At 48.6% G+C, this 18,124-nt stretch carries 22 protein-coding genes and 1 pseudogene; 13 read left to right on the top strand and 10 right to left on the bottom strand.

Translation table 11 applies throughout. From position 1 onward, the window contains the following. Positions 1-194 precede the first annotated feature (194 nt). A complete protein-coding gene (fabG, locus tag BRW63_RS20525; RefSeq protein ID WP_073074279.1) occupies positions 195-959 on the top strand; it encodes a 3-oxoacyl-[acyl-carrier-protein] reductase in 765 nt (254 codons plus the stop codon). Between the two features lie 15 nt (positions 960-974). Here fabG and BRW63_RS20520 read toward each other — a convergent pair whose 3' ends face one another. The 4 genes from BRW63_RS20520 to minC form a co-directional block, all read right to left on the bottom strand. Next, on the bottom strand, positions 975-1,406 hold the full coding sequence (locus BRW63_RS20520; RefSeq protein WP_073074307.1) for a universal stress protein: 432 nt from the start codon (positions 1,404-1,406) through the stop codon (positions 975-977). Between the two features lie 69 nt (positions 1,407-1,475). Beyond that, on the bottom strand, positions 1,476-1,826 hold the full coding sequence (minE, locus tag BRW63_RS20515; RefSeq protein ID WP_073074278.1) for a cell division topological specificity factor MinE: 351 nt from the start codon (positions 1,824-1,826) through the stop codon (positions 1,476-1,478). Between the two features lie 112 nt (positions 1,827-1,938). Beyond that, positions 1,939-2,745 carry a septum site-determining protein MinD gene (gene minD / locus BRW63_RS20510; protein WP_073074277.1) on the bottom strand — a complete coding sequence of 269 codons (807 nt, stop codon included), beginning with the start codon at positions 2,743-2,745 and terminating at the stop codon, positions 1,939-1,941. Between the two features lie 177 nt (positions 2,746-2,922). Then, positions 2,923-3,786, bottom strand: coding sequence for a septum site-determining protein MinC (gene minC, locus BRW63_RS20505; protein WP_244913241.1), 864 nt, complete (start codon positions 3,784-3,786; stop codon positions 2,923-2,925). Between the two features lie 88 nt (positions 3,787-3,874). Here minC and BRW63_RS20500 point away from each other — a divergent pair, with 88 nt between their 5' ends. Next, positions 3,875-4,615 (top strand): phosphatase PAP2 family protein, encoded by a 741-nt coding sequence (locus BRW63_RS20500; protein ID WP_083583113.1) that lies wholly within the window; start codon positions 3,875-3,877, stop codon positions 4,613-4,615. A 199-nt stretch (positions 4,616-4,814) separates the two neighbouring features. Here BRW63_RS20500 and hemW read toward each other — a convergent pair whose 3' ends face one another. Next, the gene (gene hemW, locus BRW63_RS20495) at positions 4,815-6,035 is read right to left on the bottom strand and encodes a radical SAM family heme chaperone HemW (RefSeq protein WP_073074275.1); all 1,221 of its coding nucleotides are present in this window, start codon (positions 6,033-6,035) and stop codon (positions 4,815-4,817) included. Positions 6,036-6,446: 411 nt separating this feature from the next. Between hemW and BRW63_RS20490 the strand changes: the two genes are divergently transcribed. Continuing rightward, positions 6,447-7,526 carry a PIN/TRAM domain-containing protein gene (locus BRW63_RS20490; protein WP_073074274.1) on the top strand — a complete coding sequence of 360 codons (1,080 nt, stop codon included), beginning with the start codon at positions 6,447-6,449 and terminating at the stop codon, positions 7,524-7,526. A 12-nt stretch (positions 7,527-7,538) separates the two neighbouring features. After that, complete coding sequence (locus tag BRW63_RS20485) at positions 7,539-7,718, top strand: hypothetical protein (protein WP_073074273.1); 180 nt, start codon at positions 7,539-7,541, stop codon at positions 7,716-7,718. A gap of 7 nt (positions 7,719-7,725) precedes the next feature. On the opposite strand, the gene BRW63_RS20480 is transcribed toward BRW63_RS20485, so the two are convergent. After that, positions 7,726-8,352: a restriction endonuclease subunit R gene (locus BRW63_RS20480; RefSeq protein WP_073074272.1), complete on the bottom strand. Its 627-nt coding sequence runs from the start codon at positions 8,350-8,352 to the stop codon at positions 7,726-7,728. A 41-nt stretch (positions 8,353-8,393) separates the two neighbouring features. Continuing rightward, entirely contained in the window at positions 8,394-9,644 is a 1,251-nt protein-coding gene (locus BRW63_RS20475) for a vWA domain-containing protein (protein WP_073074271.1), read from the bottom strand. 248 nt (positions 9,645-9,892) lie between these two features. Here BRW63_RS20475 and BRW63_RS20470 point away from each other — a divergent pair, with 248 nt between their 5' ends. The 5 genes from BRW63_RS20470 to BRW63_RS20450 all read left to right on the top strand — a co-directional run bounded on the left by BRW63_RS20470 (position 9,893) and on the right by BRW63_RS20450 (position 13,468). After that, positions 9,893-10,576, top strand: coding sequence for an ATP-dependent Clp protease proteolytic subunit (locus BRW63_RS20470; protein ID WP_073074270.1), 684 nt, complete (start codon positions 9,893-9,895; stop codon positions 10,574-10,576). 9 nt (positions 10,577-10,585) lie between these two features. Next, positions 10,586-11,215 (top strand): ATP-dependent Clp protease proteolytic subunit, encoded by a 630-nt coding sequence (locus BRW63_RS20465; protein WP_073074269.1) that lies wholly within the window; start codon positions 10,586-10,588, stop codon positions 11,213-11,215. A 23-nt stretch (positions 11,216-11,238) separates the two neighbouring features. After that, complete coding sequence (locus tag BRW63_RS20460) at positions 11,239-11,847, top strand: ATP-dependent Clp protease proteolytic subunit (RefSeq protein ID WP_073074268.1); 609 nt, start codon at positions 11,239-11,241, stop codon at positions 11,845-11,847. Between the two features lie 147 nt (positions 11,848-11,994). Next, positions 11,995-12,681 carry a J domain-containing protein gene (locus BRW63_RS20455; protein WP_073074267.1) on the top strand — a complete coding sequence of 229 codons (687 nt, stop codon included), beginning with the start codon at positions 11,995-11,997 and terminating at the stop codon, positions 12,679-12,681. A gap of 334 nt (positions 12,682-13,015) precedes the next feature. Beyond that, complete coding sequence (locus BRW63_RS20450; protein WP_073074266.1) at positions 13,016-13,468, top strand: ATP-binding protein; 453 nt, start codon at positions 13,016-13,018, stop codon at positions 13,466-13,468. A gap of 173 nt (positions 13,469-13,641) precedes the next feature. Here the strand turns inward: BRW63_RS20450 and thrB are convergent, their stop codons facing one another. Together thrB and BRW63_RS20440 are read right to left on the bottom strand one after the other, a co-directional pair. Next, positions 13,642-14,559, bottom strand: coding sequence for a homoserine kinase (gene thrB, locus BRW63_RS20445; RefSeq protein WP_073074265.1), 918 nt, complete (start codon positions 14,557-14,559; stop codon positions 13,642-13,644). A 75-nt stretch (positions 14,560-14,634) separates the two neighbouring features. After that, positions 14,635-16,341, bottom strand: a complete 1,707-nt coding sequence (locus BRW63_RS20440; RefSeq protein ID WP_073074264.1) for an alpha-amylase family glycosyl hydrolase — start codon at positions 16,339-16,341, stop codon at positions 14,635-14,637. A 310-nt stretch (positions 16,342-16,651) separates the two neighbouring features. Here BRW63_RS20440 and BRW63_RS28475 point away from each other — a divergent pair, with 310 nt between their 5' ends. The 4 genes from BRW63_RS28475 (at position 16,652) to BRW63_RS20430 (ending at position 17,701) form a co-directional block, all read left to right on the top strand. Then, positions 16,652-16,801, top strand: a complete 150-nt coding sequence (locus tag BRW63_RS28475; RefSeq protein WP_181314441.1) for a hypothetical protein — start codon at positions 16,652-16,654, stop codon at positions 16,799-16,801. Further along, entirely contained in the window at positions 16,798-17,094 is a 297-nt protein-coding gene (locus BRW63_RS20435) for a hypothetical protein (protein ID WP_073074263.1), read from the top strand. Before BRW63_RS28475 ends, BRW63_RS20435 begins: the two co-directional genes overlap by 4 nt. 83 nt (positions 17,095-17,177) lie before the next feature. Next, a complete protein-coding gene (locus BRW63_RS28470; RefSeq protein ID WP_181314440.1) occupies positions 17,178-17,321 on the top strand; it encodes a hypothetical protein in 144 nt (47 codons plus the stop codon). A gap of 149 nt (positions 17,322-17,470) precedes the next feature. Then, on the top strand, positions 17,471-17,701 hold the full coding sequence (locus tag BRW63_RS20430) for a helix-turn-helix domain-containing protein (RefSeq protein ID WP_083583111.1): 231 nt from the start codon (positions 17,471-17,473) through the stop codon (positions 17,699-17,701). Positions 17,702-17,816: 115 nt separating this feature from the next. On the opposite strand, the pseudogene BRW63_RS28465 reads toward BRW63_RS20430, so the two are convergent. Next, positions 17,817-18,124: pseudogene (locus BRW63_RS28465) on the bottom strand (ISKra4 family transposase); the annotation flags it as partial.

Genomic DNA, 18,124 nt, shown 5'->3' with positions numbered 1-18,124 from the left:
GCCAAATCACAAATCAAGACAATAGATGCAATCCTACTCTTCATCTCGCAAAAAACCAACTTTCTGCCCCAAAGGTTTGAGTGTTAAGAGTCACCCCTTGCAATTTTAAGCGCCTAAGAGCAAAAATTCAAAATTCAAAGTTCCCCGTAGCTCGATATGATGATAGCCGCACACTTTTAATCAAGCACATTTTTATGGAAGCATTGCCGATCGCGTTACAACAATTGCAGGGAAAAGTCGCGATCGTCACGGGGGCATCTCGCGGCATTGGGCGATCAACCGCGCTGGCGCTGGCATCCGAAGGCGCAAATGTGGTGGTCAATTACGCCAGTTCAAGCAGTGCGGCTGACCAGGTGGTTGCAGAAATCGCCGCGATGGGTAGCGAGGCGATCGCTGTGGCTGCCGATGTCTCTAAAGCCGATCAAGTCGATGCCCTGGTCAATGCTGCAATGGAGAAGTGGGGCAGAATTGATGTGCTCGTCAACAACGCTGGCATCGCTCGCGATACATTGCTGCTGCGAATGAAGCTCGAAGATTGGCAAGCCGTGATCGACCTGAATCTCACAGGCGTTTTCTTGTGCACCAAAGCCGTTAGCAAAATCATGCTCAAACAGCGATCGGGGCGGATCGTCAACATCACCTCAGTGGCAGGGCAAATGGGCAACCCCGGACAGGCAAACTACAGCGCAGCAAAAGCGGGAGTGATTGGCTTCACCAAAACTGTTGCCAAAGAGCTGGCTAGCCGGGGCATTACTGTCAATGCGGTGGCTCCCGGATTCATCACAACCGACATGACTCACGATCTAAAGTCAGATGAGATTCTCAAATTCATTCCGCTCGGTCGATATGGTCAACCCGAAGAAGTCGCAGGCATGATTCGTTTTCTCGCATCGGCTCCGGCAGCGGCTTATATCACAGGGCAGGTGATGAATGTCGATGGTGGCATGGTGATGGCGTGACCTTTAAGGCTCCAACTATTTTGGTTTCACAACTAACACTGAACAGGGGGCATCGGTGACAATCTGACTGCTGACCGACCCTAATAAAATTCGCTGCATTCCCGTCAAGCCTCGACTCCCAATCAAAATCAGGTCAGCTTTGTAGATGTTGGCTAACCGAATAATTTCTTCGACTGGCTCACCTGTCACAATTTCGATTTGACTCTGACAAGGCAGGTTTTTTTGATGACTGTGTAGCTGCTTTTCGATGCGATCGTGCGGAAAGCTCTCTAAACCCGCTTCAGGTCGATCGACGATGACCTCTACTTCGGTCTGCGTCGCCACAATCACATGCGCCAAAATCACAGTAGTTGAAGGCTCAAGACGAAGCTGCCGCAAGGTCTGCATGACTTGACCTGCGAGGGGATCAGGCTCGACATCCAAAGCAACCAGAATCGTTTTCAGCATCGCACCGCTCTCCGATCGCATTACCTATTTATCACCCTACAACGATTTTAGAAGCGGACAGTCAAAGGTTCACTTATCGTTGCTGAGTGAGTCGGCAGTCACGGGTTCAGTCAAGGTCAAATCAGGTGCATTGATCGGATCTACAACGGTCTCGTCTCTCGGTCTGACTCGCTTAATTTGCAGGTTGGCAATTAACGCTGTGGCTCGTTGATTGTTTTCTAGCGAGATCTCGGTCGCTTCATCGTCGAGTTCGACATAGCGAGAAACGACTTCTAGAATTTCTTTTCGCATCGCCTCGATCACACTAGGAGGCAAATCTGCCCGATCGTGAGCCAGCACCAGTTTAAGACGGCGCTTAACATCTTGGCGGCTGTTGTCACTTCCGCGAGGAAAAAGTCGTTCTAGAAGTTCAATGAGCATGGAGAAGTAGAAAATAATCAGGTGTAGAGCGATTGAGAGTCTGGAAGCGTTGAGGACTCAATGTAGAAGCTAGTAAGTTTCACCCTCTCCTACTGTTTCACGTCTGAGGGGTTTAGATCACTTTTTTTGATAACATTTTACGCAGTCGGGAAAAAAAGTTATCGTCGGGCACCGAAAGAGCTTGGAAGGGCACCTTTTCACCCTCTAAGCGACGAATGATGTTATCAAAGGCAGTGCCAGCCATAGAAGGCGTTTCTGATAAGACGAGCGGCTCACCTTTATTGGTCGAGACAATCACCCGCTCATCATCAGGAACCACCCCAATTAAAGGCACCGCTAAGATCTCTTGCACATCTTCGACGGACATCATATCGTTTGCCGCTACCATCGCTGGTTTGAGGCGGTTGACAATGAGGTGAATGCGTTTGACGTTGTTGGCTTCGAGTAGACCAATCACGCGATCGGCATCGCGCACTGCCGCAATTTCGGGAGTCGTGACGATCAGGGCTTCTTTGGCGGCGGCGATCGCGTTTTGAAAGCCCATCTCGATCCCGGCGGGGCAGTCAATCAAAATATATTCATAGACTCTTGCCAAAGCATTGACCAACTGCCGCATTTGGTCAGGGGTCACAGCATCTTTGGTGCGATTTTGCGCCGCCGGAAGCAGCACTAAGTTATTAAACCGTTTATCTTTGACGAGGGCTTGCTCTAGGCGGCACTGCCCCGACAACACTTCAACAGCGGTGTAGACCACTCGATTTTCTAAACCTAGCAGCAGATCAAGATTTCTCAAGCCAAAATCGGCATCAATCACGGCAACTTTGCGTCGCCGCTTTGCCAGAGCCATGCCTATATTTGCTGTGCAGGTGGTCTTGCCGACTCCACCTTTACCCGATGTGATGACGATGATACGAGCCATTGCAATGATGCGATTACAGAACGATTAGCGTTGACCCAATCGGATCAATTCTGATGAGCTTTTCAGAATGATGATCGCGCTTCAGCCAAGAGTATCAGAAAACTCGATCGATAAATTAAATTAAGACGCGAATTTACGTACTTAATTCGCAATCCTAACCCGCTTTAACCCGCGTTTCTAACCCGTTTTTTCTGGAGCGGGTTGGCGCACAAAATCGCTGGCTCTAGCGATGCGAATATTGCCTTGAGGAGCAACGTATGCCACTTCGGGGTGATATTGAGCCGGGGGAGTTTCGGGCGCTCTAGCAACCACATCCGCAATGCGAATCTGAGTCGGCTCAAGTTGCAGCGCCATGATCAGACATCGGGCATTACCTTTGCAGCCTGCGTGAGCCACTCCCCGCAGCCGCCCCCACACGAGAATGTCACCTTCTGCAATCACACTGCTGCCGGGGTTGAGATCGCCCAAAACCACCACCGTGCCGCTGTGACGAATTTCGGTGCCCGATCGCAGCGTCATCTGGAGATAGAGCGGCTCATCCATCGCTTGCCCAGCTTCGGTTTGCGCTTGGTTGAGCGGAGTCACTGGGGCTGGAGACTGCTGCTCGATCGAATATCCAGCAGTGGCGGCGGCAACGGCGGTTTGACGACGACTTGTGAAGACTCGCTTGAGTTGAAGTTGCGCTTCGGTCAAAGCATCCCCGATCGCTTGAAGTTGTCGATTGTCGAGGAGACGATCGTTGACCACCAAATCCACGCTGGTTGCGGGCTGCCAAAATCGCTCTTTAGCATCGAGCTGCTGTTTAAACTGCTGCCAAATCTCTCCCCACGACAGCGCAAGTGAGGCATTGGCATCGGTCGCTTCCGATTCGGGGGGTAGGGTCAACACGAGTCGTCCCCCTTCACTTTTGAGCCGTACCTGAATCGGGGGATTAACCTCAACAGGGGGAGTGCTGGGAGGTGTAGAGGAGGTTTCAGAAGTCATGCGAGAGATTGGCGGCAACGGATCAAATATATTACTTTTGCTCGACTTCAACAGCACGAGTCAGAAACTTCGTTCTTTGGGCTAGGAATAATCGGCAACAGATCGTGAATTAATAGAAGCATCCGTCAAAAAAATTACGTCTCCAATGTTATTTGATTTAATTCGCAATCTGAGTAAACAAGTGATTGCTTGGTGGCGGCAGAAAGTCGGACTTAAGCTGCAACCGCTTTTAACCACAATTCGGTTGGGGGGTTTGGCACTGGCAGCGATCGCGCTTTGGCTGTTTACTTACATTGCCGAAGAAGTTTTTGAGAATGAGACGCAAGCCTTTGATGCGAATGTTTTGTTGTCTATCCGATCGCTGCACCGATCGTGGCTCGACCCAATCATGGTATTCATCACGAATATCGGCGATCCCAGAGTGCTGCTGGTGATTTGCGTCAGCTTGAGTGTGATTCTGGTGCTACGACACTATAAAGCAGAAGCGATGACGATCGCGATCGCCGGGTTTGGTGCGCTAGGTCTAAATTTTGTACTCAAAAACTTGTTTGCGCGGGCACGTCCTGAGTTGTGGTCACGCATTGTCGATGTGACAAACTACAGCTTTCCGAGTGGTCATGCAATGCTGTCAATGGTGATGTATGGGCTGTTGGGCTATCTATTAGCGACTCGGTTTTATCAGTGGCGGGGAGTCATTGCTACAATTTCAACGCTACTAATTCTGCTCATTGGCTTCAGCCGTCTCTATCTGGGCGTTCACTGGTTTACCGATGTGATTGGTGGATATGCGGCAGGGCTGGTTTGGCTCGTGACTTGCATTCTCAGCTTAGAAATCTGGAGACAGCGCCATGATTTAACTCAATCGAAAGCAGATTTGGATGTCTGAAGGTCTACTGGTTAAATTCCCGTCAGTTCGACAGAAATGGTTCGCTCCGGTTGTGAATTCGGGAAGCCCCCTAAATCCCCCAATTTGGGGGACTTCCAGCCAAAAATCCGGTTCAAAGTCCCCCATTCTGGGGGATTTAGGGGGCAAAAGCCGCTGACAACGAAGCGAAAAAACTCGTCGAACTGACGTTAAATTCGCTCTAAAGATCACGATCGAACGTCTCAAATAGTTTGACCAAGATGACATTAGAAAACAGAAACCCTTCGGGATCGGTGAGTCTGATTTGTCCTTCACTGGGTAAATGAGAATTGACTGAGATTGGTTGACGATCGCGATTCAAAACCTCAATCCATCCCGATTTCTGGTAAGGCTGCAAGCAAGTCAAAACTTCTGCTACTTTCGCTTGACCAAACTGTTGACTCAACTCAGATAAACTTAATCCTTCTGCTAATCGCAAACCTACCATTAACGTGTCTAAAAACACATCCGTAGGATCGGTAATGTTTTGACTTTCGCTAATATTTTTCTGAACCCATTCGTAATATTCGCGAGTTTTTCTAGGATGAGCTACGCGATCGCCGTTCACATAACTGGTTGCACCCATCCCAAACCCATAGAACGATTGATTTTTCCAATAAACTCGATTGTGGCGGCACTGAAATCTCGATCGCGCATAATTCGAGATTTCATAATGCTCATATCCTGCGGATGTCAAAATTTGTTGTGCCATTCGATACATTACAGCAGTCGCTTCATCAGTAGGTAAAGGCGTTAGTCCCGGTTGATAGCGTTTGCCAAAAGCGGTCATTGGCTCGATCGTTAAATCATAAATAGAAATGTGGTTTGGAGATAGCGCGATCGCTTTATCTAACGAGTCTTGCCACTGAGCGATCGTCTGGTTTGGCAACCCCGAAATTAAATCTAAGCTGAAGTTAGAAACTCCGGCTTGATGAATTAATTTAATCGATTCATAAACATCTTCAACGCGGTGAGTTCTTCCACAAGCGGTTAGCAACTCCGGTTGAAAGGCTTGTATACCTAAACTGACACGGTTGATCCCGGACGATCGATATCCTTGAATTTGAGTCAGATCAAAAGTACCGGGATCAACCTCCATCGAGATTTCAGCATCGGACAAAATGCCAAACTGTTGATCTAAAGTGTCAAGAATTTGACTCAGTTGATTAACCGACAATAGCGAAGGCGTTCCACCTCCAAAGAAAACTGTTTTGAGCGGTTGCCCTAAATTTTTAGTGAGTCGAATTTCATTACAAAGAACCTCGACATATCGGACGATCGTGCCTGAATTAGTGCCGTTGCGTTTGTCGCCAACCACTGAGATTGGAAAATCACAGTAAAAACAACGCCGCCGACAAAACGGAATGTGAACATAAGCAGAACTCGGAACGCTAAACTCCATGAATCTTTTCTAAATTCCTTCTATTCTCAAACTATCGAAACGAATCTTCTTTGATTCCGGTGTTTTTTATTGATTTTTGTATCGCAAATTACACACGATAGGGGGGTTAACCGCCTATGGAGAAAGGGATTTGCCTGAAACTTCTACAAACTCGCAGGATATAATGATGAGAGGTTAAGCTGATTGCTGCCTCTGATTGCGCTTTGCTTTGTCATGTGACGAGCGATCCTGCCCCGATTCACTCTTAGCAATTATGTTTGGCTAGGGATGTTGGACTTTAGATTTTGGATTGCTTTTGATTTTAGAATTCCTCACTTCTAAAAAGCTCTAAACCTCACTTTCGCTAGTCTATTCAATCCAAAATCGTTAATCCAAAATCCAAAATCGACAAACTCCCTTACTCCAAAGATTATGCTTGATGCAGTCATTATCATTTCATTCATCCTAGCAGGAGTGGGAATTGGCTTTCACGGCATTGAAGCGTTGCCGGGTGGCGTTTTGCAACAGGTGACAAACCCTGAGGCGCTGCGTTTAGTTTGTGCAGGCTTTGGTGCCCTGATCGGGTTGGCGGTGGGCTTAATTGCCCAGACTAGCTACCGTCGAGTGGCTCGCCAGATTCGCGAAATGCCTGCTGCTGTGCTGCTGAGTCGATCGGTGGGCTTAGTCCTCGGTCTATTAGTCGCAAATCTGCTGCTGGCTCCAATTTTTCTTCTACCAATTCCTCAAGAATTTTCGTTTATTAAGCCGCTTGCCGCCGTAGTGGGAAGCATTATGTTTTCGGTTTCGGGTGTGTCATTGGCAGATGTGCACGGGCGATCGCTCCTACGGCTGATCAACCCCAACAATGTTGAAACGATGATGCTTGCAGAAGGCTCCCTTAAACCCTCTAGCACCAAAGTTCTAGACACAAGCTGCATTATTGACGGTCGCATTTCTGCCCTGCTTAACACTGGGTTTTTAGAGGGTCAGCTTCTCGTTCCGCAGTTTGTCTTACAAGAATTGCAGCAAGTAGCAGATGCCTCCAACGATCAAAAGCGAGTTCGCGGACGGCGAGGGCTAGATGTCTTAAATCAGATTCGGGAAGCTTACCCAGAGCGAGTGGTGATTCATTCAGCCGATTATGATGACATCGCGACTGTAGATGCAAAACTGGTGCGGCTCGTGCAAGATATTAACGGCACGTTGCTGACGACTGACTACAACTTAAATAAAGTTGCGACCGTTCAGAGTGTCCCAGTGCTGAATGTGAACGATCTGACTCAGGCGGTTCGCCCCTCCTATCTTCCAGGCGACAGCATTGATCTCAAGATTCTGCGAGAAGGTAAGGAACCTGCTCAAGGCGTTGGCTATCTCGACGATGGCACGATGGTGGTGGTTGAAGAAGCTCGTGCCTTTGTGGGGGGTGAACTTCAGGTCATTGTTACCAGCGCTTTACAAACTTCTGCGGGACGAATGATTTTTGCGCGCCCGAAAGCGTCAGCGATCGCTTAACTTAAAACTGGGATGGTGCGATCGCGTCAAAAAGCCTGTTCTCTCTGCAAAAAACCCGCTCCAATGCTCTACCGTGTGCAACACGACGAGTTAGCCCAGTGGATTTTTGTTTGTCATGACTGCTGGCAGAAAGTCAGTCAAGATAATCCGTTTTACGTCTACGGCGGCACTTGGAAAGCGCAAAAGAAATAAGCTTGCTCTACTGAAGAACCACTTCTTTTAAGTGTTTCAGAATGCTTAAAACGCTATACAACTCATTGCCAGGATTACGCAAAGAAAATAGTCGAGACAGCCCGTACTGAGGAGTTTGTTGTTTAACCAATTTCACAAATTGAAACTCTGTTCCATTTAAAAGAAAGCCAAACGTCGGGGTCTCATGGTTAGGACTTGACATCATGTGAAAGAGAGCTTGAGCGAGTCCCTCACTCACATTCAATGAATGGCGTTTCGCTTCGACAACCACCGCCCACAAGCGTTCATGTAAAATCAAAACGTCAATTCTGCCACGAATCACTTCATTTCCATCTTCAAACGAAATTTCGACTGGCGTTTCTGCTTTTGGGAAAAATGGCGGACTTGTTAAACCTGCTGAAAAAAGTAAATGGGCAAGAACAGTTAATTTGATGATTTCTTCAGAAGGCGAATATTTGGCAATAACCAAAAAGTCTTCTTTCACTTTGTCTAAAATCTGCTTCTCAAAGCCAGAAGGCGCTGACATCTCTCCTTGCCACTCTGAGAAGAATTCCAGATCTCGAACTTCTTGCAGATTGAAGCGCTCTTCAACCTCGTGGAGTTCGAGATTGCTAGCTTGAATCACTTGAACCATAGCACTTTCAACTCTGTGGAATAGTTTTAGTGTATCGGCATCTAAGACTCATTCGATTGCAGCGTGGTTTTAGAGACGATGCGGGTTTTCTTACGATCGCCCTCCGATAATTCTTGCCCTGCCTGAATTTGCGTTGCACTATTTTGCAGCACGGTTGCCGCTCCCTGATCGCCCATTTGTAGAGCCGTTTTTGCTGCCGTTTGCAACATCGTTGCCGCCCCTGAGCGATCGCCCTGCTGCAATTTCGCCTCGGCAATTTGCGTCTGTCGATACTTCGCGAGTGCCAAAATTTGATTTTGCACATCGGGATTTGGCGCAGGCTGAAACACACTCAATGCAGAAACCTCGATCGGAAACTGCTCAGACAGTAAGCCTTCCTGCCCCAATGCCGGATCGTCATAGCGAATTTGCACCGACGCGATCGTTTGCTTCCCTTCGGGCAATTGACCGACATACAAATTCGCTAACACAACGCGAGACGAATCGACCATCAAATCACCTAAGCGCACCGTAATCTGATTGCCATCTTGATCGATCGGAAGCTCGATCGTGTCGGGGGCGACTTGCGCGATCGGCTTCAATTCTGCGAGTCGTGCCCCTGGAGTCAGCGACAAAATCAGGTGAGCATTGGTCAAGCTGACCGACTGGATGCGATCGAACAATCGGCTAAACTCACTCGTCGCCTGGTCGGGTTGCTCAATAAAAGACAGCGTTCCGCCACCTGCATCTGCAAGCTTCTCTAAGACGTTTTGATTCCAAGCATCGCCAAATCCAAACGTGTTCAGCGTCAGATTATAGCCCGTTGCCAATTGAGCCAATTTTAGGCAGCGATCGTTATCACCATGCTCATTCTCACCATCGGTTAATAAAAACACTTGCGAAACAGCATCTTTTTTGCCCTTCGCGAGTTCTTCGATCCCCACGCGCAACCCTTCATCGATCGACGTTCCGCCCGCCGCCTCTAACTGATGAAGCGGAATTCTCAGATTGCTCAAATCGTCGATGACTTGATTGGGCACCAAGACTTTTGCTTTGTGGTTAAAAGTGACGATCGAGATGCGATCGCCCGGAGACAGACGTTCTAAGATTCGCTGGGCAGCTTGCTTAACGGTGCTAATGGCTCGACCTTCCATTGAGCCACTCTGATCCAAAATCAAACACAAATTCAACGGCACATTACGACCCCCTTCTTCGGGGATCGCAACGATCGCAATAGAAACCTGACGCTGGCTGTTAAGCTGCGTTGCGTCAACACCAGCATCACTCAACGCACACTGTAAGCCGACTCGCATACCGGGAAGCTCCTACATTAAGCAGTGAAACAAAACCAGAACACTCCACAGCAAACCACAAATCTTAGACATTCGGCAGTTAACTACAGTTCAATCCCGCCATTTCCGCAGTCCCGCCAAAAAACTTTTCAACCGAGTCCTCCTTCCTTGCAAAGCGGGTCGGATATCTCCCTACTCTCTTCTCCTTCATGAGCGGCTAATCCCGCGCTACTATGGATAAAGCGCCACCGTTAAGGCATCATTACGCTATGGAATCACCCATCAAAGCTGTTCAGTCTACAAATTATGGCGATGCCTACTATCGCACGCCTCCTCCTGACCTAGCCTCACTGCTGCTGAAAGAGCGCATTGTTTACCTGGGCGGCCCTTTACACTCGATCGACGAATATCGCCGCAACCCTGGTCAAGACGTGACTCGGCTGATCATCGCCCAGTTGCTCTACCTCCAGTTTGACGATCCCGATAAGCCCATCTTCTTTTATATCAACTCCACAGGCACCTCTTGGGACGGCGAAACGATCGGGTTTGAAACCGAAGCCTTTGCCGTCTGCGACACGTTGAGCTATATCAAGCCTCCCGTCCACACAATCTGCATCGGTCAGGCAATTGGTGCAGCCGCAATGATTCTATCGGCAGGCACTAAAGGGTTTCGAGCCAGTCTGCCCCACGCCACGATTGTCCTCAACCAGCCGCGTTCGGGCGCACGAGGTCAGGCAACCGACATTCAAATTCGGGCAAAAGAAGTCTTAGAAAACCGCGCTGCAATTTTGGATATCCTCTCGAAGAACACGGGGCAAACGACTGAGAAGATTATCAAAGACACCGATCGGACGTTTTATCTCACTCCCCCAGAAGCCAAAGAATATGGGCTGATTGACCTCGTTTTAGAAAGCACCAAACAGCTTCCCGCTCCCGTCCCTGCTCTGACCTGATTAGGATTTATGCAAGTTCCCTATCGCCTTCCGGGCAGTCAACAAGTGCAGTGGGTCGATCTTTACACCCGCATGAGCTTCGATCGGATTGTCTTTCTAGATGAAGAAATCGACGATAATTTCGCCAACTTCGTCGTCGCCCTCCTGCTCTCCCTCAACTCTGAAGACTCGACTAAGCCGATCTTCTTATACATCAACTCTCCCGGTGAGCAATCGGCACGGCGAACGGGAGGCATGGTTGCCAGCATGGCAATTTATGACACCATGCAATACATCAAATCTCCCGTCCACACCATTTGTTTGGGACAGGCAGGCGGCACTGCTGCGATGTTGCTCTCTTCAGGTGCCAAAGGCTCTCGTTTGAGCTTGCCTAGCGCCGAAATCGTGCTCTCTCCGCAATACAACCGAACGGGCGGACAGGCAAGCGATATCGAGATTGATGCCAGAAAAGTCGTCGCCGATCGAGCCATGTTCGTGGAGATTTTGGCAAACAACACTGGGCAATCGACTGAAAAAGTACATAAAGATCTCGATCGTCGCTTATATTTCACCCCAACCACTGCCCAGGAATATGGGTTGATCGATCGAGTCTTAGACCCCAAGCAACTGCCTGCCCCCGTTCAATCGCGTTTGACTTAATACCCTTTATTCCCCTCTGTCTTATGCCAATCGGTACTCCCAAAGTTCCTTACCGTCTTCCTGGTAGCTCCTATGAGCAGTGGATTGATATATATCAACGCCTGAGCCTAGAGCGAATTATCTTTCTCAGTCAGGAAGTAGACGACAACATTGCCAACGCGATCGTTGCCTCCATGCTTTATCTCGATTCTGAAGATCCGGGTAAACCTATTTCGCTCTATATCAACTCGCCGGGCGGCTCTGTCACCGCAGGCATGGCGATCTACGACACGATGCAGCACATCAAATCGGATGTTGTAACCATCTGCGTGGGTCTTGCCGCCTCAATGGGTGCATTTCTCTTAGCTGCTGGAACGAAAGGTAAGCGGTTTGCATTGCCCCATGCGCGAATCATGATTCACCAACCTCTGGGCGGCACTGGACGCAGCCAAGCCAGCGACATTGCGATCGAGGCCAAAGAGATCCTTCGCATTCGCACCCAACTCAACGGGATCTTGGCGGATCGCAGCGGACAGCCCCTTAGCAAAATCGAGAAAGATACCGATCGTGATTACTTCTTATCGGCTCAAGAGTCGAAAGAATATGGTCTAATCGACAAAGTGATTGGATTGGTTCCTGATGGGCAACCTTAGCTCATAACACCCGGATAGAAGCGCAGAACTTAGAATTGTGAACTATATAGTTTGTGCCTTTCCGGTAGTGTGGTTCCTGGGTCTTTGTGTGTTACTCCTTGCTTTAAGGGCAGAACTCTGAAATAGTTCTGCCTCTTTTCATATCTAATGAACATTGCAGACTGCTATCGACTATTAGGATTGAGAACGGGAGCGTCGTATGAGGATGTCAAAGCCTCTTACCGTCGATTGGCGCGGCAACTTCACCCTGATGTCAACCCAGATCAGCAAGCAAACGAAAAATTTATTCAAGTTACAGAGGCTTATCGGTTTTTGCTAGGAGTGGTGAGTCGTTCGGGGATCAATGAGTCCTCGCCTCAAGTTTCGCAGAGTCGCCCTCAGTCAGAAGTTGCAAAACCAAAAATCACGGTCACTCGCAAAGAACCCTCTGCTGCCGAAAATGGGGTAAAGCCAAAGGTGACGGTTACTCGCAAAGAAGACCCCCCAAAAGCCAGCCCAGTTAAACCTGATCCCAAACTTTCTTATGTAGATCAGCAGCTTAAACAAGCGTCTTACGAGCAGCTACAGCAGCTATTGAGGGAAAAGCGCTTTCCGAGAGCGATCGCCCTTGTAGAAGGACTGGCGCAACGACTTCCCACCGACCCTGAGATTCGGCAGTGGCAAGGCATCATCTATCAAAGCTGGGGGCGGCAACTGATTCAAGAAAAGCAGTTTGATAAAGCCCGTCTCTATCTCAAAAAAGCGCTTCGTACAGACCCCCACAATCGATCGCTCTGGGGCGAAGTAGAAAAAGACTTTCGTCGCCTTGAGCAAGTTATTTATCAACGAAAATAGCGTCAAAGGCTGAATGAATCTGGGAAAATCTACTGAATGGGGAGTCCCGACCCTTCAAGAGGGGATGCTTTTCTATCCGTACTTTGGTATATTGTAGATACAGATAAATAGCTACTCAGTAGGCACTGATGAAGATTTTTTCTATCAGGCGCTTACAGGTGTAGACTAAACTTTTGTAGTGCCCGAAGACTTTAAGAGGTTTGCTCTAATCCGCAAATCTTCAGATTTAAAATATCGTATAGCCAAATCTTGAATCGGATATAGTCGCGTGTTCTAAAAGCACGCTGCATACCAAGAGTACGCTTATCCACTTGAAAGCTACGGGGTTTTCCGAGTGATCGCTATTTCACCTCGTCCCACTGGGCATAACTGGAACACAGTTAGTTTCGCATCCACTCTTTACTTGATTCCGATCCTTGATTTGCTCTTGGCAAAAGTTCCTAACCAGTGGAAGGCTGAGATCAGACTAGGTTTGCAAGAAGCTCTGGTCAATGCTGCTAAACATGGCAACAACTTAGACCCTTGCAAGAAGGTTTTAGTTCATTTTTCGACTGCCTCTGATCATTACTGGTGGGTGATTACGGATCAAGGTTCTGGATTTAAGCCTCCTCATTGTCATGACGACCCAGTGGTTGATCGGCACCTTCCCTGCGATCGGCATGAGTGCGGGCGCGGACTTTATATTCTTCGTCAGGTGTTTGATGAAGTTGAATGGAATAGCCAGGGAACGGAACTACGACTGTGTAAGCAGGTGAGGACATCAGCAAGATTACCCTTGGTACTCTAGTACTAAACTGTGGTGAGGACATCAGCAAGATTACCCTTGGTACTCTAGTACTAAACTGTGGTTCTTGTCAAGGACAAAGCCAAGAAGTCTGAATTAGACAATATTGGTAACGCATGATGCAGACAGAGATGTCAGTTTCATGCTTTCACACTGTTTTTGCTATTTCAGAAAGATTACTCTACGATTGCTCCCTGGCGATCAATCTGCAACAATTTGACTTGAGCATCCACTTCTTGTCCAGCCCAAGCGCTGCTCATTGCTGATCTGACTGCTTCTGCGCTGGCTGAATCTGCCAGTGCTAAAAGAGTCGGGCCCGCTCCACTAATCACCATTCCATGAGCACCAGCGTTAAGGGCGGCTGATTGCACTGATTCATAGCCTTGAATGAGCGCTTGGCGATAGGGTTGATGAATTCGGTCTTGCAGAGCGGATCTGAGCCAGTCAGAGCGTCCTGTCTCGAGCCCGCGCAGCAGTAATCCTAAATGAGAGGCATTGAATATTGCATCAGCGCGAGTGTAATGGTTCGGCAAAACTCGTCGTGCCTCGGCGGTAGAAAGCTCAAAATTGGGAATGGCGACGATCGGCACCACAGACCGATCCCAAGGGATATCACAAATTTCCCAGTCGCGATCGATCCCCGATGCTGCAAGCTGACACCCACCCATCAGGGCAGGCACTACATTATCGGGATGTCCTTCAAGGGCGATCGCCAAGTGCAAGACTTCTTCTGGACTGAGGGGCGATCCTGCTAGCCGATTGGCACCCAATAAGCCTGCTACGATCGCCGTTGCCGAACTGCCTAACCCACGCGCTAAAGGTACATCCATCGCGATCTCAATTTGCACGGGTGGGGGCGTTTTGCCCAAGTGCTCATACAGTTTGGTAAACGATTGATAAACCAGATTGCTGGCATCAGTGGAGACCCGATCGGCTTCGGCTCCGGTGGCAATAATTTGCAAAACTTCTCTGGTAGACAGAGAAAATCGGAACTGGTTGTAAAGCGTCAGGGCAGCCCCCAGGCAATCAAAACCAGATCCGAGATTGGCAGTCGTTGCCGGAACTTTGACCTTAACCGTAGAAGTAGCAGACATTTGCAACCTGAAGTGAATGAACCTGTTGGAGAAAAGTCTCCATCTGATCCATTTCATCAGATTAGGGACTCGATCTCATTGCAAAATCACAAACTGATTGGGTTCAAGCTCAAGCTGCACAAACAGCGATCGAATATCTGGGTTTGGATGTGATTGAATCGATACCGTCCCGGCTTTGCCATAGAGAAACTTCAGGCTATCCCCAGCTTTGTGTAAACCTCCATCAATGATCACAAAATCTTGGCGCGTTGCGATCGTAGACGTATTGTAAGCAATCAGCACTTCTTCCCCCGCCAAAATTCGTGAGAAGGCAAGGGTGCAGGGTTGCCCTTGCGGAAGCCCAAAATCGTGTCCGTTGCCTGAGATTTCTCGAAAATACATTCGCCCAAAGCGCAGCGCTTCGATCTGTTGGTAAAGCTTGGCAATCTGACCGATCGCCTCATAGATATTGCAGCTTTGGTTGAGATAGTTGACAGTGGGATCGTTGAGATCAAACATGGCTTCGCGAATAAATTCGTCGCCATTGCCTTTGCCTGACAAACCCTGCTCAGTGCCGTAATAAATGCAAGGAGTGCCCAACGCACAGAGCAGATATCCGATCGCGGCGATCACTTGAGCATCTGGAGTGTCTGCGGCAAATCGACGTTTATAGTCTTGCCCGATCTGGTCGTGGTTATCCACAAACGTGACCAGATATCGTCCTAGTTCGCCTCGACTCAGGGCGCGTTGTCGCTGCGCTTCATAGCGGTTAATCAAATCAACCGGAGAACCAAAGCCCTTGATCGCTCCTGGCAATGTCCAATAAAGCGGAAAATCGAGAACCGACGTTAGCCCAAAGTAGACAGTCTTGCTGCCCAACTGAGTCGGAGTATTAGGGCCGATATAGCGGTTAATGGCATCGTCACCGCCAACCAACTCGCCATAAAGTAAAAACCAACGCTTGCCGAGACGATAGGCATATTCACGAATCTCTGAGCAGAAACGGGCGATCGCCAGTTCTCCCATGTGCTTGACAGCATCGAGGCGAAATCCATCAATGTCGGCTTCGCGCATCCAATAACAGTGCGCTTTGATCAGGATTTCTTGGAGCTTCAGCCCGTCATAATCATCGTCATTGTTAAAGCCTTTGAGAGAAAAGAAGTCTCCGTTCTGCGTTTCAGGATAGTCATCCCAGTTGCGGATTTCGCCCCGACGATTGTAGAAAGCCGGGTTTCGCAACTCAGAAGGCGAAGGACGATCGGGCTTTCGCCAACCCCCAAACGGAAACTGTCGATCGCGATCGTAATAATAGGCAGTATCACCAAAGTAATACCAATTATCGCCAGAGTGATTGGCAACCACATCTAAAAACACGCGCATTCCTTCACGGTGAGCGGCATCGACTAAATCAATCAAGTCTTGCTTAGTGCCAAACCGGGGATCAACATCCAAATAGTTCTGAATCGAGTAGCCGTGATATTTATCAGAATCGGGATTTGGAGCCTCGTTGTTTTCAAAAATCGGACTGAGCCAGATCGCAGTGCAGCCCAAATTTTTGATGTAGTCGAGATGATTTTCGATGCCTTTAAGCGTACCGCCGCAAAACTTTTTGAGTTGGGCTTGGGTGCCACTGCCTAGCGATCGTGCCTGAGTCTGAACCGATTGGCGATCGCGATCGTCATGAAAGCGATCAACCATCAAAAAGTAGATAAATTCTTCGCGCCATTCTCGATCGCAGTTCCAATATTTCTTGCCAGGAATGGGCGTTAAATCAATTTCGGCAATAGAAGTAGGGGCATTCATGAGCGGCTCCTAAACGACTGACTCATCATAGATGCGGGATTTACAGAAAAAAGTTATCCCTGTGCATTGTGTAGGAATCGATCGAGATTTTACAATGACCCGATCGGGCGACTTAATCGAATATTGGATGGGATTGTAAACGCTAATCAGAGTCAAAGGAACTAGAATGATCGCCATCTGCATTTCGCTCTATCCACGCAATGCAGATGAGGGAATTGGGTTGGGGATTTATATAGTACATCTATACTATATAAACGATGTATGATGAGAATTCGTGGCAAGATAGGCGTAGGAGGACTTTGGAGGCAATATGGTTCAAGTCGTACAGGCTTGTAAGGCAACGCTCGGATTCCTAGAAACTGAATTCGGCTTCGCCAATGCCAATCCCCAATTCGCTCTGCTCCAACAAGTCGGGCAAGATTGGATCAACCCTGATCGGATCGAACTCGTCCCGCTATGACACAGCAGGATGCTCTCATTCAAAGTATTCTTCGGACTTTGAAAGTAGAAACAGAGCGGAGTGGAATGGCAGGTCAATTGCTAGTCGATAGCCTCAGAACTGCCCTAGCGATTCACCTATTACGGAAGTATTGCACCACGTACCCCAAACTCTCTAGTGATTCAAACGGGTTGTCTCAATCTAGTTTGAAACAAGTGATTGAGTATATCCATGAGCATCTCCATCAGGATTTGAGATTAGTGCAGTTAAGCGCGATCGCTCAGATCAGTTCCTATCATCAGAGAAATGGGTAGAAACCCCGTCCTTTAGCAGAGCGAAGGACGGCTTTACGAGAGGTTGTGGTACGATTGCATGGGTCGTTGACCCACCCGTGACGATGGATCAGACAGCCTATACGAGCGAAGTTCAGCCCTGTGCTGGCGGCGCAGCAAAATCGGTAGACCGGGAAAAGCTGAAAGGGCAATGGTATCCATCCCTGGAAGACGCAAAACGCATCAACTTTTGGTTTGTGACTCAGTAAAACCGCGTGGCTCGCGGGGTTAGTCTGTGGAGCGAACATAAGACCCAAACTCCTTGAGGGTAGAGGCAGTTGCAATGAAGCAGAAACTCAAATCGTGAGGTTTGGGAATCACCGCTCCTTTAGGACGGTGAGGATGTCAATTTCTACGTCTGTTCAAACAACAGAGGGGAATCACGCCGCATCAATACATTTTGCATTGTCGGATCGAGAAAGCTAAACAGTTATTCCAACACAGTGAGTTGACGATCGCAGAAATTGCAATCCGCACAGGTTTTTGCGATCAAAGTCACTTGACGCGCAGCCTGAAGCGGATTACTGGTATGACTCCGAAACAAATTCTGAGAGAGCGTTTTCAACCCAACTCTAATGTCGAAGCTTAGGATGATTTCGCATGGACTTATGAATCTTCTTCCAGCGTTCCTTCTCAACGAGTATTGCGCGTTGATCCTGTTGGGAGCATCTCACCTTTGCGATGAGCATAACTACTCAATTCAATCAGCCAACCCTGAGCCAAGGTTGAGAGCGCGTGAAATCGCCATTGAGATAAGCAGAGCGGTGCTTCAGCCCTTGAGGCACATTGTGAGCACTCCACTGTGCCCCTGAAATCTTCAAGCGGCGATTGATTTGTTTCACTAACGATTCCACTGCCCCCGACCCAATCGTAACCCCTGCCTGTTGCAACGCTTGGTAATCAGGAATTCGGGTGCGATGGGTTTGCAGGTAGGCAATGAATTTGAGGGCTGAGTCAGTGGCATCGCGCAGCAATGCCCAGATGGCTTGATTGAGGTTGCCTTGCCACAGAT

It is taken from the genome of Phormidesmis priestleyi ULC007 (assembly GCF_001895925.1).
Taxonomy (GTDB): Bacteria; Cyanobacteriota; Cyanobacteriia; order Leptolyngbyales; family Leptolyngbyaceae; genus Phormidesmis_A; species Phormidesmis_A priestleyi_A.
The sequence above is the reverse complement of the archived record's forward strand: the minus strand, read 5'-3'. Positions and strand labels throughout refer to the sequence as shown.

Coding starts and splice junctions, on each gene's coding strand:
- fabG (WP_073074279.1), top strand. CDS start 195: ATGGAAGCATTGCCGATCGCGTTACAACAATTGCAGGGAAAAGTCGCG.
- BRW63_RS20520 (WP_073074307.1), bottom strand. CDS start 1,406: ATGCTGAAAACGATTCTGGTTGCTTTGGATGTCGAGCCTGATCCCCTC.
- minE (WP_073074278.1), bottom strand. CDS start 1,826: ATGCTCATTGAACTTCTAGAACGACTTTTTCCTCGCGGAAGTGACAAC.
- minD (WP_073074277.1), bottom strand. CDS start 2,745: ATGGCTCGTATCATCGTCATCACATCGGGTAAAGGTGGAGTCGGCAAG.
- BRW63_RS20500 (WP_083583113.1), top strand. CDS start 3,875: ATGTTATTTGATTTAATTCGCAATCTGAGTAAACAAGTGATTGCTTGG.
- hemW (WP_073074275.1), bottom strand. CDS start 6,035: ATGGAGTTTAGCGTTCCGAGTTCTGCTTATGTTCACATTCCGTTTTGT.
- BRW63_RS20490 (WP_073074274.1), top strand. CDS start 6,447: ATGCTTGATGCAGTCATTATCATTTCATTCATCCTAGCAGGAGTGGGA.
- BRW63_RS20485 (WP_073074273.1), top strand. CDS start 7,539: ATGGTGCGATCGCGTCAAAAAGCCTGTTCTCTCTGCAAAAAACCCGCT.
- BRW63_RS20480 (WP_073074272.1), bottom strand. CDS start 8,352: ATGGTTCAAGTGATTCAAGCTAGCAATCTCGAACTCCACGAGGTTGAA.
- BRW63_RS20475 (WP_073074271.1), bottom strand. CDS start 9,644: ATGCGAGTCGGCTTACAGTGTGCGTTGAGTGATGCTGGTGTTGACGCA.
- BRW63_RS20470 (WP_073074270.1), top strand. CDS start 9,893: ATGGAATCACCCATCAAAGCTGTTCAGTCTACAAATTATGGCGATGCC.
- BRW63_RS20465 (WP_073074269.1), top strand. CDS start 10,586: ATGCAAGTTCCCTATCGCCTTCCGGGCAGTCAACAAGTGCAGTGGGTC.
- BRW63_RS20460 (WP_073074268.1), top strand. CDS start 11,239: ATGCCAATCGGTACTCCCAAAGTTCCTTACCGTCTTCCTGGTAGCTCC.
- BRW63_RS20455 (WP_073074267.1), top strand. CDS start 11,995: ATGAACATTGCAGACTGCTATCGACTATTAGGATTGAGAACGGGAGCG.
- thrB (WP_073074265.1), bottom strand. CDS start 14,559: ATGTCTGCTACTTCTACGGTTAAGGTCAAAGTTCCGGCAACGACTGCC.
- BRW63_RS20440 (WP_073074264.1), bottom strand. CDS start 16,341: ATGAATGCCCCTACTTCTATTGCCGAAATTGATTTAACGCCCATTCCT.
- BRW63_RS28475 (WP_181314441.1), top strand. CDS start 16,652: ATGGTTCAAGTCGTACAGGCTTGTAAGGCAACGCTCGGATTCCTAGAA.
- BRW63_RS20435 (WP_073074263.1), top strand. CDS start 16,798: ATGACACAGCAGGATGCTCTCATTCAAAGTATTCTTCGGACTTTGAAA.
- BRW63_RS28470 (WP_181314440.1), top strand. CDS start 17,178: ATGGATCAGACAGCCTATACGAGCGAAGTTCAGCCCTGTGCTGGCGGC.